The sequence below is a fragment of the Mycobacterium florentinum genome (genome assembly GCF_010730355.1).
In the GTDB taxonomy this organism is placed as follows: Bacteria; Actinomycetota; Actinomycetes; order Mycobacteriales; family Mycobacteriaceae; genus Mycobacterium; species Mycobacterium florentinum.
Window position 1 is genome coordinate 4,504,792 of sequence record NZ_AP022576.1, and the last position, 13,650, is coordinate 4,518,441.

At 65.6% G+C, this 13,650-nt stretch carries 15 protein-coding genes; 7 read left to right on the plus strand and 8 right to left on the minus strand.

What is annotated here, in order from left to right; all coding sequences use genetic code 11:
* Positions 1-216: 216 nt before the first annotated feature.
* Entirely contained in the window at positions 217-1,392 is a 1,176-nt protein-coding gene (locus tag G6N55_RS21420; RefSeq protein WP_085223740.1) for an acyl-CoA dehydrogenase family protein, read from the plus strand.
* Here the strand turns inward: G6N55_RS21420 and G6N55_RS21425 are convergent.
* From G6N55_RS21425 to G6N55_RS21460, 8 genes are all read right to left on the minus strand, one after another.
* Complete coding sequence (locus tag G6N55_RS21425; protein ID WP_085223742.1) at positions 1,389-1,703, minus strand: DUF4190 domain-containing protein; 315 nt, start codon at positions 1,701-1,703, stop codon at positions 1,389-1,391. The genes G6N55_RS21420 and G6N55_RS21425 overlap by 4 nt on opposite strands.
* Before the next feature lie 46 nt (positions 1,704-1,749).
* Positions 1,750-2,520 carry an acyl-CoA dehydrogenase family protein gene (locus G6N55_RS21430; RefSeq protein ID WP_085223984.1) on the minus strand — a complete coding sequence of 257 codons (771 nt, stop codon included), beginning with the start codon at positions 2,518-2,520 and terminating at the stop codon, positions 1,750-1,752.
* A gap of 62 nt (positions 2,521-2,582) precedes the next feature.
* Positions 2,583-3,689, minus strand: coding sequence for an acyl-CoA dehydrogenase family protein (locus G6N55_RS21435; RefSeq protein WP_085223744.1), 1,107 nt, complete (start codon positions 3,687-3,689; stop codon positions 2,583-2,585).
* On the minus strand, positions 3,686-4,108 hold the full coding sequence (locus tag G6N55_RS21440) for a nuclear transport factor 2 family protein (RefSeq protein WP_085223746.1): 423 nt from the start codon (positions 4,106-4,108) through the stop codon (positions 3,686-3,688). Before G6N55_RS21440 ends, G6N55_RS21435 begins: the two co-directional genes overlap by 4 nt.
* Positions 4,092-5,318 carry a metal-dependent hydrolase family protein gene (locus G6N55_RS21445; protein WP_085223748.1) on the minus strand — a complete coding sequence of 409 codons (1,227 nt, stop codon included), beginning with the start codon at positions 5,316-5,318 and terminating at the stop codon, positions 4,092-4,094. Before G6N55_RS21445 ends, G6N55_RS21440 begins: the two co-directional genes overlap by 17 nt.
* Before the next feature lie 3 nt (positions 5,319-5,321).
* Positions 5,322-5,645: a hypothetical protein gene (locus G6N55_RS21450; RefSeq protein WP_085223750.1), complete on the minus strand. Its 324-nt coding sequence runs from the start codon at positions 5,643-5,645 to the stop codon at positions 5,322-5,324.
* Positions 5,629-6,906: an aromatic ring-hydroxylating oxygenase subunit alpha gene (locus G6N55_RS21455; protein ID WP_085223752.1), complete on the minus strand. Its 1,278-nt coding sequence runs from the start codon at positions 6,904-6,906 to the stop codon at positions 5,629-5,631. The genes G6N55_RS21450 and G6N55_RS21455 overlap by 17 nt, the downstream gene beginning before the upstream one ends.
* A gap of 21 nt (positions 6,907-6,927) precedes the next feature.
* Positions 6,928-7,437 carry a carboxymuconolactone decarboxylase family protein gene (locus tag G6N55_RS21460; RefSeq protein WP_085223754.1) on the minus strand — a complete coding sequence of 170 codons (510 nt, stop codon included), beginning with the start codon at positions 7,435-7,437 and terminating at the stop codon, positions 6,928-6,930.
* Positions 7,438-7,855: 418 nt separating this feature from the next.
* On the opposite strand from G6N55_RS21460, the gene G6N55_RS21465 reads away from it, so the two are divergent.
* From G6N55_RS21465 to G6N55_RS21490, 6 genes are all read left to right on the plus strand, one after another.
* Positions 7,856-9,154: an amidohydrolase family protein gene (locus G6N55_RS21465; protein WP_085223755.1), complete on the plus strand. Its 1,299-nt coding sequence runs from the start codon at positions 7,856-7,858 to the stop codon at positions 9,152-9,154.
* Between the two features lie 98 nt (positions 9,155-9,252).
* Complete coding sequence (locus tag G6N55_RS21470) at positions 9,253-10,419, plus strand: acyl-CoA dehydrogenase family protein (protein ID WP_085223986.1); 1,167 nt, start codon at positions 9,253-9,255, stop codon at positions 10,417-10,419.
* On the plus strand, positions 10,416-11,228 hold the full coding sequence (locus tag G6N55_RS21475) for an enoyl-CoA hydratase/isomerase family protein (RefSeq protein ID WP_085223988.1): 813 nt from the start codon (positions 10,416-10,418) through the stop codon (positions 11,226-11,228). Before G6N55_RS21470 ends, G6N55_RS21475 begins: the two co-directional genes overlap by 4 nt.
* 4 nt (positions 11,229-11,232) lie before the next feature.
* Entirely contained in the window at positions 11,233-12,381 is a 1,149-nt protein-coding gene (locus G6N55_RS21480) for a thiolase family protein (RefSeq protein ID WP_085223757.1), read from the plus strand.
* A 114-nt stretch (positions 12,382-12,495) separates the two neighbouring features.
* On the plus strand, positions 12,496-13,125 hold the full coding sequence (locus tag G6N55_RS21485) for a TetR/AcrR family transcriptional regulator (protein ID WP_085223759.1): 630 nt from the start codon (positions 12,496-12,498) through the stop codon (positions 13,123-13,125).
* Complete coding sequence (locus tag G6N55_RS21490; RefSeq protein ID WP_085223761.1) at positions 13,122-13,637, plus strand: hypothetical protein; 516 nt, start codon at positions 13,122-13,124, stop codon at positions 13,635-13,637. The genes G6N55_RS21485 and G6N55_RS21490 overlap by 4 nt, the downstream gene beginning before the upstream one ends.
* Positions 13,638-13,650: the final 13 nt, after the last annotated feature.

Below are 13,650 nucleotides of genomic sequence, written 5' to 3' on the forward strand. Positions count from 1 at the left end.
GGGGAGAACATGGTTGGACTCTACCGGAGAACGCCGTGACATCGCTGCGCTCGACCCCCTCACGGAGCATGTGTCGGAGATTGTAACTTTCTTGCCACGAGAATACTATTCTCGTACACGTGTGTATAGGAGCGGAATCGCAAGAGTGAACCGCACCGTCGGTGGAAACCCGGATCTACCGACGATCTACGCGCTAGCGAATCTCAGGGGAGTGCTGTGCAGCTGACGTTCGACACCGACGTCGAGGAGTTCCGTGCGGAATTCGCGGCCTTCCTCGACGCGAATCCTCTCGACGCGGCGGAGACGGGCGAACGGCCGCAATCGAGTTCGGACATTCCGGACTGGGCCCGCCGCTGGCAGCGGCTGCTGTTCGACAACGGCTGGTTGCTGCCCGGGAACCCGCCGGAGTTCGGCGGGCGTAACGCCACCCTGCTGCAGCAGTACGTGTACCTGGAGGAGTTGTCGCGGCGGCGGATCTATCAAAGTTTCAATCCGCAGGGTGTGGGCATCATCGCGGCATCGTTGCTGTCGTTCGGAACGCCGGAGCAAAAGCAGCGATGGGCGGTGCCGATCCTGCGCGCGGAGATGACCGCGTCGCTGGGGATGAGCGAGCCTGGTGCGGGCTCCGATCTCGCCTCGCTGAAGACGCGCGCCGTGCTCGACGGCGACCACTTCGTCGTCAACGGCCAGAAGGTGTGGACATCGGGTGCCCATCACGCCGACGTTCTGCTGACGTTCGTGCGCACCGATCCCGATGCGCCGAAACACAAGGGCATCAGCGCTTTACTGATTCCGACCGACACCCCCGGCGTGGTCCGCCGTCCGTTCGCCTCGGTGGGAGACATCGAAGACGTCGACTTCAACGAGGTCTTCTTCACCGACGCGCGAGTGCCGGCCGAGAACCTGGTGGGGGAGCTCAACGCGGGCTGGCGAGTCGCGACGGGTTCTCTCGGCCACGAACGCGCGATGCTGTGGCTGGATTACGCCGACATGCTGCACGCGCTGACCGTCGAGTCCACTCCTTCGGGCGCGGTGCAGCGCGATCGCTACGCCACCCTGGTGATGGATTTCTTCGCGATGCGGCTGCTGGGGTCGGCGACCTTGGCCAAGGCCGCGCGCGGTGAAGAGGATGTGCCGGCCCAGTCGGTGCTCAAGCTGCTCGGTTCGGAAGCGATGCAGCGCGCATGCGAGGACGCGCTGCACGCCAAGGGGGGCGAGGGATTGGTGTTGCGTGGGGTTACCGCGCCATTCGCCCCGCTGAACCTGGACAGCCACTACGGCAGCTGGTTCGACCGGTACGCCCGCACCTTCGCCGCGACCATCGCCGGCGGCACGTCCGAGGTTCAGCGCAACATCATCGGCGAACGAGTCCTCGGCCTGCCCCGCGGTTAGCAGTTGTTGGTGGCGGGATTGTCCAGGCACCGCTGCAAACGGTCCGGATCCTGGGAGTCCAGCCAGGAGTAGTAGCCGATGGCAATGAGCCCGGCCATGATCGCCACCACTCCCAACACCATGCCCGCCATCGCGGCCCGGGGATTCGTCGCCTCACCGCGACTGGCTCGCCGCCGGGCGATGTCACCCGTGATCAGCGCCGCGATACCCAGGGGCACCCCGATCAGCAGCCAGCAGGTGGCCAGCGCGACACCGCCCAGGATCACCGCGGCGACGCCGGCCTGATTTCGATGTTCTACGGGGTAGCGCATGTACGCCAATACTAGGCAGTATGGCTGCGTGCGCGACCCGCAGGCGCTACAGCTGCACCAGTCGTGGTGCAGATCCTTTGGCCCGCAACGCGATTCCGGCCTGTAAGGTCAGTTCGCGGGCGCTGCCGAGCAGGCTGTCGAGGATCAGCGAGCGTTTGATGTGGCAGTGCAGCTGGTGTTCGGCGGTGAATCCGATACCACCGAGCACCTGCTGGCAGTGGCATGCCGCGGTCAGCGCCGCCTGACCTGCCGCGGCCTTGGCCAGCAGGCTGGCCAGGTCGTCCGCGTCGTCGGTTGCCGTGGTGGCGGCCTGCAGGGTCGCCTCGGCGCCCTCGATCGCAACCAGCGTCTCGGCCAGTCGGTGCCGGATCGCCTGAAACGAGCTGATGTGGCGGCCGAACTGGACACGATCCAGGGCGTGCTGGCGCGCAAGTGCGAGCATCGCGCGACTGGAGCCGACCAGCCACCAGCCCAGCGCCCGCCGCCCCGCGGCGAGCCCGGCTTGCGCTGCCGAATCACCCTCTGCGACAGGATGTATGGGTAACACGTCGTCGATCGCCGAACTTGGAATGTCTTCGCGCTTCCACACCACCCAGGCGTCTCCCGCGAACGGAAGCGGGGTGACACCGCCCGGTTCCTTTCCGGCCGCGCGCAGCACCACGTCGTTGAGCACCGGCGCATGCGCACCGGTCTCGCCGAGCAGTCGAAATACCAGAGGTATTGCGAAATCCGGGATTTCGTCGAGCATGTCGTGCCAGCCGAGGTCGGTCAACGCCGCATCGAGCTTAGGCCCGGAGGCCAGGGAAGGATCGGTCATTGCGGTGCGTACCGACTCGGTCAGCAGCTGCAGTTCCTCGGAGTCTGAGGTCAGGTCCACGATCACTCCTTCCCGAGGTCGAGCAGCCGGCGGGCGATGATGTTGCGCTGAATCTCGGCGGTGCCGCCGTAAATGGTCGACGCGCGCGAGTACAGGTACTCCGAGCGCCACGGCGTCTCGTCGAGCTCCAGGGTGCCGGGCAGCAGGTTGCGCACGGTGTCGTAAAGCTGTTGTTCGGCGGAGGCCAGCAGTACCTTGTCGATGGACGTGTCGGGACCCAGGCGTGCGCCGTCGCCTAGCCGGTGCTGGGTGGCGCGGGAGCGGCAACGCAGCGTGTGCAGCGCGAGATATGATGCGCCCAGCTCATATTCGTCGTGGCCGCCGTGTTTGCTGCCGCCGGACACTTCGGCGATGAGCGCGTCGAATCGGGAGTAGAGATAGGCGATGCGCTGCCAGAAACAGCTGGAGCGCTCGTAGGGCAGCAGGTCCATCGCCAGGCGCCACCCGTCGCCCGGCTGGCCGAGCATCCGGCTGGCCGGGATCGCCACGTCGTCGTAGTAGACCTCGCAGAACTCGTCGACGCCGTGCATCGTGCGCAGCGGACGCACGGTGATGCCGGGGGTGTCCAGGTCGACGAAGAACGCGGTGATGCCGTCATGGCCGGGCCCGGTGCGGGTGAGCAGGATGCAGCGGGTGGAGAACTGCGCGAAGCTGGTCCAGACCTTCTGTCCGTTGACGATCCAGTTGTCGCCGTCCTGGACCGCCCGGGTCGTCAGCGATGCCAGGTCGCTGCCGGAGCCCGGCTCGGAAAAGCCTTGGCACCATTGCTCTTCACCGCGCAGCAGCCGCGGCACCATTTCGGCGGCGAGTTCCGTGGGGGCATAGTCGATCATCGTGGGTGCGAGCACCTCGAGCATCGAATACGGGCCGGGCTCGGCAAGGCGGCGGCCCACCACCTCTTCGCCGACGATCGCGCGCAGCACCGCGGGGCCGCCCAATCCGCCGACCTCGACAGGCCAGCCGTAGCGCATCCAATCGGCGTCGAAGAGCGCCCGGCTGACCCGACGGAACTGCACCATATGGCCCTGCAGCGAGTGGTCGGGCCCCGGCGTTAAGTCGTTCTCGTCGAGCCACTTACGCAGACCCGACCGGAACTCCTCGACATTCACGGCGTGGGGCGGCCGATGGCGTGCGGGCGCCCGGAGTCGTGCACGCCGCTGCGCCGAATGAACGTCATGGCGCGGGTTTTCAGCCGCCACCCGTCCGCGGTCCGCGAGTAGGTGTCGCGGTAGTAGCCGATGCGCATGTCGTGCGTGGAGCCATCGATGAAGCACAACGGTTGCGTACCGCTCGCCGAGTCGCCGTCGAGGTTTTCCACCAAGGCGGTTCCGGTGAGGAACAAGCCCTTTGGAGCCGCGGCCACCAGCTCGGGAAACCTGTCCAGCTGGTAGGTGGAACCGAAGGCGCTGTAGGTCCCGTCGGGCGTGAACACGCCGATCAGACCTTCGATGTCTTCTTGAGTGATGGTGACCGCGTAGCGAGCGAGCAGCTGCTGAATCTCGACCAGATCCTCAGTTCTGGTTGACATAGACCTTGCCGCCTTTCATGACAAACCTGACGTTGCGGGTAACCGTGATGTCTTCCAACGGGTTTCCCGGTACCGCGATGATATCTGCCAGGTGACCCGGCGCCAGCCGGCCCCGGTCGGTCGAGTTGATCAGCTCGGCCGCGACGACCGTGGCCGCCCGCAGCACCGCGAGCGGCGGCATGCCCCAGTCGACCAGGGTGACCAGCTCATCGGCGTTGCGGCCGTGCGGGATCGCCGGCGCATCCGTGCCGACCGCGATCTTCACCCCGGCTTCGTAGGCGGCCTTGATCGACGTCTTTGCCTTGGGAAACATCTCGGCGGCCTTGTCCTGCAACTCTTTCGGAGCGCGGGACACGTCCATCGCCTCGGCGAGCCTGCGGGTGGTCACCAGGAACCGGTCGTTGTCGACCAGCATCTGGATGGCCTCGTCGTCCATCAGGAAGCCGTGTTCGATGCAGTCGATACCGCACGCGACCGCGTGTTTGACCGCTTCCGCTCCATGCGTGTGCGCCGCGACGCGCAGCCCGCGCCGGTGCGCCTCGTCGACGATCGCGCGCAGTTCTTCATCTGAATAGTGTTGTGCGCCAGCCTCACCGGTCAACGACATGACGCCGCCGGAGACACACACCTTGATCAACTGGGCGCCATGTTTGATCTGGTAGCGCACGGCCTTGCGTATTTCGTCGACTCCGTTGGCGATGCCCTCTTCGACGGTGAGCTCGAGTGCGCCCGGCATGAATGCGGCGAACATCGTCGGGTCCAGGTGCCCGCCGGTCGGCGTGATGGCGTGCCCGGCCGGCACCACCCGCGGCCCCTCGATCCAGCCCGCGTCGATCGCCTTGCCCAGCGCGACGTCGAGCAGGTAGCCGCCGGTCTTCACGAACAGGCCCAGGTTGCGCACGGTGGTGAAGCCGGCGCGCAGCGTGCGCCGGGCATTACCGACCGCGCGCAACACTCGCGTCGGGGGGTCGTCCTGCACCTGGGACAGCCCGGGCGTCTCGCCGCGCCCGCCCATCAGCAGGTTGACCTCCATGTCCATCAGGCCCGGCAACAGGATCTGATCGCCGAGATCGACGACAGTGTCTTCTGGGCCCGTCGGGCCCGAACTCCCGACGCCGACGATCCGGTCGTCCTCGATCGTGACGATGCCCGGCCGAACGATCTCGCCGGCGTCGACGTCGAGCAGTCCGGCGGCCTTGAGCGTCAGCACCGCTCAGATCACCGGTTCCCGGAGCACTTCAACCCACGCGGCGCCGCTGTCGGGGACGCGCGGTTGTTTCCATGCCTCGATCGGGAAGGACACCATGACCAACGATTGCATCATGTGCATCAATGTCTTCGCGTCGTCGGGCAGGTCGTCCAGCGGGAACTGGTCGCAGTACGCGATGACGTCGTTCAGTTTGGGGAACGCAACGTCGTAGAACGCCTGCATCTGGGGCATCGTCGAGGCCAGTCGCTTGGCGTAGCGCTCGGGCTCGGTGGCCAGATCCCACTCCAAAAACGGCTCTAGGGCGGCGAATTCAGACGGTAGCGACATTGCGCTGGTGCTCCTTGACGAAGTTGGCGGTCGTGTGGTGCAGATGGCGGATCAGGACTTCCTGGTCGCACAGCAGGAACTCCTTGACGGCCCGGGTGCCGATCATGGTCTGCGTCGCTTCCAGGGTGTTGGCGTCCTGCAGCGCGTACTCCTTGAACGTCACGGCGGCCAACTCCTGAGCCAGGCGTTCCCGGGCGTTCTTCGGCGGCACGAAGTACAGCGACGACTCGAAGATGTGCTTGTCCACCGCGGTCGGCCAGTAGTGGTAGGTCAGGTACCAGCCCGGCTCCCAGATCAGCAGCATGAAGTTCGGGTAGAACAGCCACGAGTCGATGCCCCACTGCGGCACCCGCTTGACGTTGACGCCTGGCGGCAGTTCCAGGTTCTGGATGATCTCCGGCTTGTCCCACGGTCCGAACAGCCCGCTGCGCAGCACCTGGTCCAGGGGCTTGACCATGGACATGTCCGCGGGCGGCGCCTGTCCACCCCAGGTCGACTGAAGGTTGTGCGGCCCCGAGAGCTCGTAGTGCAGCGCCTCGTAGCCGTACTTCTGGATCTTGGCGGCTTCTTCCTTGGTGTACTGCCCCTGGTGCAGGATCGGCGCGTGGTAGAACTCGACGAACGCGTCGATGAACAGCTTCCAGTTGCTGCCGACCTCGGCCCGGTAGGAGTAGGTCTCGGTCATCTCGCCGAAGGGGTAGCCCTCGATGCTCTTGGCCAGCGGCCCGAGGTAGTCGATGAGCGGCGCCGCGTTGTCGTCGAAGTTGATGAAAATGAAGCCTTCCCACACCTCACAACGAACGGCTGCCAGGCCGTAGTTGCCCTTGTCCAGGTTGAAGAACTCGTCTTCCTGCTGGACGAAGGTCAGGTCGCCGTCGAGGCTGTAGCGCCAGGCGTGGTACTTGCAGGTGAACTGTCGGCAGGTGCCTGAGGTCTCCTCGTTGGGAAAGTCGTTCCACACCAACTTGTTTCCGCGGTGGCGGCAGACGTTGTGGTAGGCCTTGACGGTCCCGTCCTTGGTCTTGGTGATGATCACCGACGTGCCCTTGCCGGCCGACGGCAGTTCCCGGGTGAAGTAGCTGCCGGTCTTGGGGAGTCGCTCGACCCGGCCGACGTTGAGCCAGGTCTTCTTGAAGACGGCCTCGCGTTCGGCCTCGAAGAACGCCGGGTCGATCGAGTCGGTGTAGTCGACCGGCGCGGTGCCCAGGTCGGGGTAGTTTTCTGTCCAGCTGCCGGCGGCCGGCTTGGGGAAGTGAGCCACGGTTCTACCTCTCTGATCCGTCTAGTCGTGCTCGAGCTGTATGCCGAAAGTGTTGAAAGCCATGGCCAGCAGGGCGTAACAGCCGACCGTGAAAACGAAATCCATGCGTTGCTGGTCATTGAGGCGCTCGCCGAGTGCCGCCCACGTTTCGTCGGACAGCTGCGATTTCTCGTCCAGCTCGTCGACGGCGGTCAGCACTGTGCGGTCGAACTCGTCGGACGCCTCGCCCCGGCGGACGGCGGCGATCTGCTCGTCGGTGATGCCTTCGTCCTTGGCCATGCTGACGTGGTGAGACCACTCGTAGGCGCACTCGCGACGGTGCGCGACTCGCAGGATGGCCAGTTCGCGGATGCGGGTGGGCAGCGTGGATGTCATCAACAGATGGACGTTGAACCGGAGAAACGCCTTGGCCAGTGCCGGGTGGTGCGCCAGGGTGGACAGCGCGTTGTTGGTGTCCGCGCCACGCATCGCCGAGAGCGCCTGCTGGGTAGCCTCGTCCCACTGATCCGCGGGCAGCGGCGGCAAGCGCATCGACGGCTTCCTCTCGGTGAAAGAGAATCATATTCTCATTTGCAACTAACAGACTTGCACGATTCGCTCGGTTGGTCAATGCCAGCGGGTAGTGACCCGCAGCTGGCCGACTCGCTCGCCGCTTCGAGCCGGGTAATCGCCGGCTCGGGCGACATTGTCCGGCCGATCCCGAACAAATTTTTGGTTTTTTCTCCAGTTCCAACCCAGATGCTGGCCTTTCCGTGATCGCCTAGTCGCACGTGAGGGGGCGATCCACGCCGATATGGCGTATACCGGAACAGTGTCCGCATTTGCCCGGCCGGCCCGGTGGATGTTGATTCTCACTTGGCGAGAAGCTAGTTTTCAAAGGTAACGGGGCGAGCCGGCAGCCAATGTCCCCGAAGCAGACTGCACGTGGATCCGATGGAGAGGCAAGCTCATGAACAAAGAAGACATGATGCTGATCAGCGTCGACGACCACACCGTCGAGCCACCCGACATGTTCAAGAACAACCTGCCGAAGAAGTACCAGGACGACGCACCGCGGCTGGTGCACAACTCCGATGGCTCGGACATGTGGAAGTTCCGCGACACCGTCATCCCGAACGTGGCCCTCAACGCGGTCGCCGGCCGGCCGAAGGAGGAATACGGCATCGAGCCGACCGGGCTCGACGAGATCCGGCCGGGTTGTTACAACGTCGATGAGCGGGTCAAGGACATGAACGCCGGGGGCATTCTGGCGTCCATCTGCTTCCCGTCCTTCCCCGGATTCGCGGGCCGCCTGTTCGCGACCGAGGACCACGACTTCTCGATCGCACTGGTGCAGGCCTACAACGACTGGCACATCGACGAGTGGTGTGGCGCGTACCCGGCGCGGTTCATCCCGATGGCAATCCCGGTGATCTGGGATGCCGAGGCGTGCGCCGCGGAGGTGCGGCGGGTGTCCAAGAAGGGCGTGCACGCGCTGACTTTCACCGAGAACCCGGCCGCGATGGGCTACCCCAGCTTCCACGACGAGTACTGGAACCCGCTGTGGAAGGCCCTGGTCGACACCGACACCGTGATGAACGTGCACATCGGGTCGTCGGGCCGGCTGGCGATCACCGCCCCGGACGCGCCGATGGACGTGATGATCACGCTGCAGCCGATGAACATCGTGCAGGCCGCCGCCGACCTGTTGTGGTCGCGGCCGATCAAGGAGTACCCCGACCTCAAGGTCGCGCTCTCCGAGGGCGGTACCGGCTGGATTCCCTACTTCCTGGAGCGCGCGGACCGGACCTACGAGATGCACTCCGCCTGGACGCACCAGGACTTCAAGGGCAAGCTGCCCAGCGAGGTCTTCCGCGACCACTTCCTGACCTGCTTCATCAGTGACAAGGTCGGCGTGGCGCTGCGCAACATGATCGGCATCGACAACATCTGCTGGGAAGCCGACTACCCGCACAGCGACTCGATGTGGCCGGGCGCGCCCGAGGAGCTGTGGGATGTGTTGTCCCTCAACGACGTTCCCGACGACGAGATCAACAAGATGACCTACGAGAACGCCATGCGCTGGTACTCGTTCGACCCGTTCACCCACATCACCCGCGAGCAGGCCACGGTGGGCGCACTGCGCAAGGCGGCCGAGGGACACGACGTGTCCATCAAGGCCGCGGGCCACGAGAAGGACAGCAGGGGTGGTTCGTCGTTCGCCGACTTCGCGGCCAACGCGAAAGCCCTTACCGGCAACAAGGACTAACCGGCCGGTGTCGCTGAGCAGACGCAAAAGCGCGTGAAAATGCCAATTTTCGGCGCTTTTGCGTCTGCTCGCGCAAACAGGAGGTGCCCGTGGGCGGAATGAATTTCGAGCTGACCGACGACCAGGAGCTGATTCGCAAGTCGGTCGCGGAACTCGCGCGCAAGTTCGACGACCAGTACTGGATGGAAAAAGACCAGGCGCACGAGTTCCCGACCGACTTCTACCAGGCGATCGCCGACGGCGGCTGGCTGGGCATGACGATCCCGACCGAGTACGGCGGCCATGGCCTGGGAATCACCGAGGCCACCCTGCTGCTCGAAGAGGTCGCCAAATCCGGCGGCGCGATGAACGCGGCCAGCGCGATCCACCTCTCGATCTTCGGCATGCAGCCCGTCGTGGTGCACGGCTCCGACGAACTCAAGGCACGCACGTTGCCCACGGTCGCCAATGGCGACGTGCATGTCTGCTTCGGGGTCACCGAACCCGGTGCCGGGCTTGACACTTCGCGCATCACCACGTTCGCCAAGCGCAACGGCGACAAGTACATCGTCAACGGTCGCAAGGTGTGGATCTCCAAGGCGATGGAGTCCGACAAGATCCTGCTGCTCACCCGGACCAAGAGCTACGACGAGGTCACCAAGAAAACCGACGGGATGACGCTGTTCCTCACCGACCTCGATCGCAGCCGTGTCGACATCCGCCCGATCCGCAAGATGGGCCGCAACGCCGTCAGCTCCAACGAGTTGTTCATCGACAATCTCGAGGTGCCGGTCGAGGACCGAGTTGGCGAGGAGGGCAAGGGATTTCAGTACATCCTCGATGGCCTGAATCCCGAGCGGATGCTGATCGCGGCCGAGGCGCTCGGCATTGGCCGGGTGGCGCTCGAAAAAGCGGTGAAGTACGGCAACGAGCGTGAGGTCTTCGGCCGGCCGATCGGCATGAACCAGGGCCTGCAGTTCCCGCTCGCGGATTCGCTGGCCCGTCTCGACGCCGCCGAGCTGATGTTGCGCAAAGCCACCTGGCTCTACGACAACGGCAAACCCTGTGGGCGCGAAGCGAATACCGCAAAGTACCTGTGTGCCGATGCGGGTTTCACCGCCGCGGACCGGGCGTTGCAGACCCACGGTGGTATGGGTTACGCGGAGGAGTACCACATCGCGCGCTACTTCCGCGAGGCGCGATTGATGAAGATCGCACCGGTCAGCCAGGAGATGATCCTGAACTTCCTGGGATCCAATGTCCTGAAACTGCCGAGGAGTTACTGACGTCCACCGAAGAGCCCGTCCTGCTGTCCGAAGACCGCGACGGGGTGCGCACGCTGACGCTCAACCGTCCGCGCCGCAAGAACGCCATCAGCCCCGAGTTGTGGATCGCGTTGCGCGACGCACTGCACGCCGCCGGCCGTGACCGCGGCGTGCGCGCGCTGGTGATCACCGGAGCCGGCGGGGCGTTTTGCTCCGGCGCCGACATCGGGATCCCGGACGACGTCCACCCGAAATACAAGCTGGCGCGCCTGACCGACGTGGCCTTGGCGTTGCACGAGCTGCCGATACCGACGGTCGCCAAGGTGGCGGGCGTCGCGGTCGGAGCCGGCTGGAACCTGGCGCTGGGCTGTGATCTGGTGGTGGCGACGCCGGAATCGACGTTCTCCCAGATCTTTTCCAAGCGGGGACTGTCGATCGACCTGGGCGGCTCCTGGCTGTTGCCGAAACTCGTTGGCCTGCAACAGGCTAAGCGGTTGGCGCTGTTGGCGGAGACCATCGACGCCGCGCAAGCGCTGGCGCTGAACCTGGTTACCTGGGTGGTGCCCGCCGACCAGGTCGACGCCTTCGTCGACGAGCTTGCCGGCCGACTGGCGGCTGGGCCGCCGTTCGCGCTCGCGCAGACCAAGGCGCTGCTGAACGAGGGCGCCGACAGCACCCTGCGCGACGCGCTGGCCAACGAGGCGCGCGCGCAGATCGGCAATTTTGCGACAGTGGATGCGGCCGCGGCGTACGCCGCCTTCAGCGAGCGACGGGAACCGACGTTTACTGGTGGGTGGGCGCTATCGAAATCTGAGCAGGAATCGGAGTAGAGACATGCGAGAGACAGTCATCGTCGAGGCCGTGCGCACACCGGTCGGAAAGCGCAATGGCGGGCTGTCGGGCATGCACGCCGCGGACCTGTCCGCCATCGTCCTCAACGAGGTGATGGACCGAGCGGGAGTCAGCCCGGACATCGTCGACGACGTGATCTGGGGATGCGTGTCTCAGGTCGGCGACCAATCCAGCAACATCGGGCGCTACGCGGTGCTGGCCGCCGGCTGGCCCGAGAGCATCCCCGGGACGACGGTCAACCGGGCCTGTGGGTCCAGCCAGCAGGCCCTCGACTTCGCCGTGCAGGCGGTGATGTCGGGCCAGCAGGACGTCGTCGTCGCCGGGGGCGTCGAGGTGATGAGCCGGGTTCCGCTGGGTTCGGCCAGGGCGACCGGCATGCCCTACGGGCCGAAAGTCCTGGCCCGCTACGACGACTTCTCCTTCAACCAGGGTCTGTCGGCGGAGATGATCGCCAAGAAATGGGGCTTCTCCCGTACCCAGCTCGACGAATTCTCCGTCCAGTCTCACGAACGGGCCGCCGCGGCCCAGGACGCCAAAGCCTTCATCGAGCAGATCGTCCCGGTGTTCCTCGAGGACGGATCGATCGTCAACGCCGACGAGGGCGTGCGGCGGGGGAGCACCGTGGAGAAGCTGGGCACGCTCACGCCCGCGTTCGCCGAGGACGGGGTCATCCACGCGGGCAATTCCTCGCAGATTTCGGACGGTGCGGCCGCGCTGCTGGTGATGACGTCGGAGATGGCGCTGAATCTTGGGTTGACGCCCATCGTGCGCTACCGGGCCGGCGCCGTCACCGGCGCGGATCCGATACTCATGCTGACCGGCCCCATTCCGGCCACCGAAAAGGTGCTGAAGAAGGCCGGCGTCTCGCTGGCGGAGGTGGGCGCATTCGAGGTCAACGAGGCCTTTGCGCCGGTCCCGCTGGCATGGATTGCCGAGACCGGCGCCGACCCGAGTCGGGTCAATCCGCTGGGCGGTGCCATCGCGCTGGGGCACCCGCTGGGCGCGTCGGGAGCGGTGCTGATGACGCGGTTGGCGCACCATATGCGGGACAGGGGCATTCGCTACGGGCTGCAGACCATGTGTGAAGGCGGCGGCACGGCCAACGCCACCCTGGTCGAGCTGGTCGCCTAACCCTGACCGAAGAACTTTTTAAGAGTCCGTCCGAGACCCTTGTCACAGCGGCCAAACCTACCTACTGTGTGTTCACTAGGTTGGTTCAGCCCGCCGATCGGCCAAAGGAGTCCGGTGCCCGACGCACGCCCTTACGACACGCTTCTCGCCAAAGGTGAGGACCGCAAGGAGCGGATCCTCGCGGTCGCGCAGCGCCTCCTCACCCGTAACGGCTGGCGCAACACCACCCTGGCCCAGATCGCCGGCGAGGCCGGCGTCACCCCCGCGGGGCTACTGCATCACTTCGCGTCCAAGGAGCAGCTGCTGCACGCGGTCCTGGACGCCCGCGATCTAGACGACGATTCGCACGCCGACCGGGCCGGCGACTTGTTGGCCCAGATCTCCGCGGTGGCCGACCGATTCAGCCGTGCGCCCGAATCGGTCGGTGCGTTCACGGTGCTGCTGGTCGAAAACATCCTTCCCGACGCCCCGCTGCACGACCGCATGCTCGACCGGCACCGGCAAGCCGTCGACATCGTCGCCGAGCTGATTCGCAATGGTCAGGCCGACGGCCGGTACCGCGCAGACATAGATCCCACCATCAAGGCAGTGGAGATACTCGCCTTCGTCCACGGAATGGAAACCACATGGTTGCTCGATCCATCGATCCCTCTGACCGAGGTGTTCAAGCAGTACGCCGAGACGCTGGCGCGCGACTTCGCGCCCTCGGAAAAGGCACTGAGCAAGCCACTGAGCGCGACATGAGGTACCGCCTCGATGTCGTCGCCTCCAGCGTGGTCGACGTGGTGCGGTTCGCCGGGGGATGGCTGTTCGACCGGTCGATGGCCGGATGGGATGTCACCGTCCTGCTCACCGACCTGGCCGACCACCCGGATGTGCGGCCACTGCAGATCATCGGGGCCCGCACCCTCGACCTCGAGTGCGCTCTGGAATCGGTCGACGACCGTCCCCGCCCGCAGGCCCTGGCCGCCGCGGCGGACCTGGTCGGGTGCGATTCTCGAGTTCGGCAAGGCGTCTTGCAGGCTCTCGATCACGGCGTCACCGAGGTCACGCTGTGGGGGGACACCTGGCCCGCCGAGCTGGATGGCAGCGTCGGCCGGGTGCAACACCGGCTGAGCATGGCCGCCCAGATGTTCAAGGGCAAGGCGCTGGCCGCGGCGGCCATGCCCGAGCACGCGATCGGTCACACCGAGGGCTTCCGCAGCGGGCTGCTGGCCTGCCCATCGGTGGCTGCCGATCTGGTCCCTGCCAGCTGATTCCCGGCGGCCG

Excerpts from the sequence above, each read along its gene's own strand:
- G6N55_RS21425 (WP_085223742.1), bottom strand. The coding sequence starts at position 1,703 with ATGCGCTACCCCGTAGAACATCGAAATCAGGCCGGCGTCGCCGCGGTG.
- G6N55_RS21430 (WP_085223984.1), bottom strand. The coding sequence starts at position 2,520 with ATGACCGATCCTTCCCTGGCCTCCGGGCCTAAGCTCGATGCGGCGTTG.
- G6N55_RS21440 (WP_085223746.1), bottom strand. The coding sequence starts at position 4,108 with ATGTCAACCAGAACTGAGGATCTGGTCGAGATTCAGCAGCTGCTCGCT.
- G6N55_RS21450 (WP_085223750.1), bottom strand. The coding sequence starts at position 5,645 with ATGTCGCTACCGTCTGAATTCGCCGCCCTAGAGCCGTTTTTGGAGTGG.
- G6N55_RS21460 (WP_085223754.1), bottom strand. The coding sequence starts at position 7,437 with ATGCGCTTGCCGCCGCTGCCCGCGGATCAGTGGGACGAGGCTACCCAG.
- G6N55_RS21465 (WP_085223755.1), top strand. The coding sequence starts at position 7,856 with ATGAACAAAGAAGACATGATGCTGATCAGCGTCGACGACCACACCGTC.
- G6N55_RS21470 (WP_085223986.1), top strand. The coding sequence starts at position 9,253 with ATGAATTTCGAGCTGACCGACGACCAGGAGCTGATTCGCAAGTCGGTC.
- G6N55_RS21480 (WP_085223757.1), top strand. The coding sequence starts at position 11,233 with ATGCGAGAGACAGTCATCGTCGAGGCCGTGCGCACACCGGTCGGAAAG.
- G6N55_RS21490 (WP_085223761.1), top strand. The coding sequence starts at position 13,122 with ATGAGGTACCGCCTCGATGTCGTCGCCTCCAGCGTGGTCGACGTGGTG.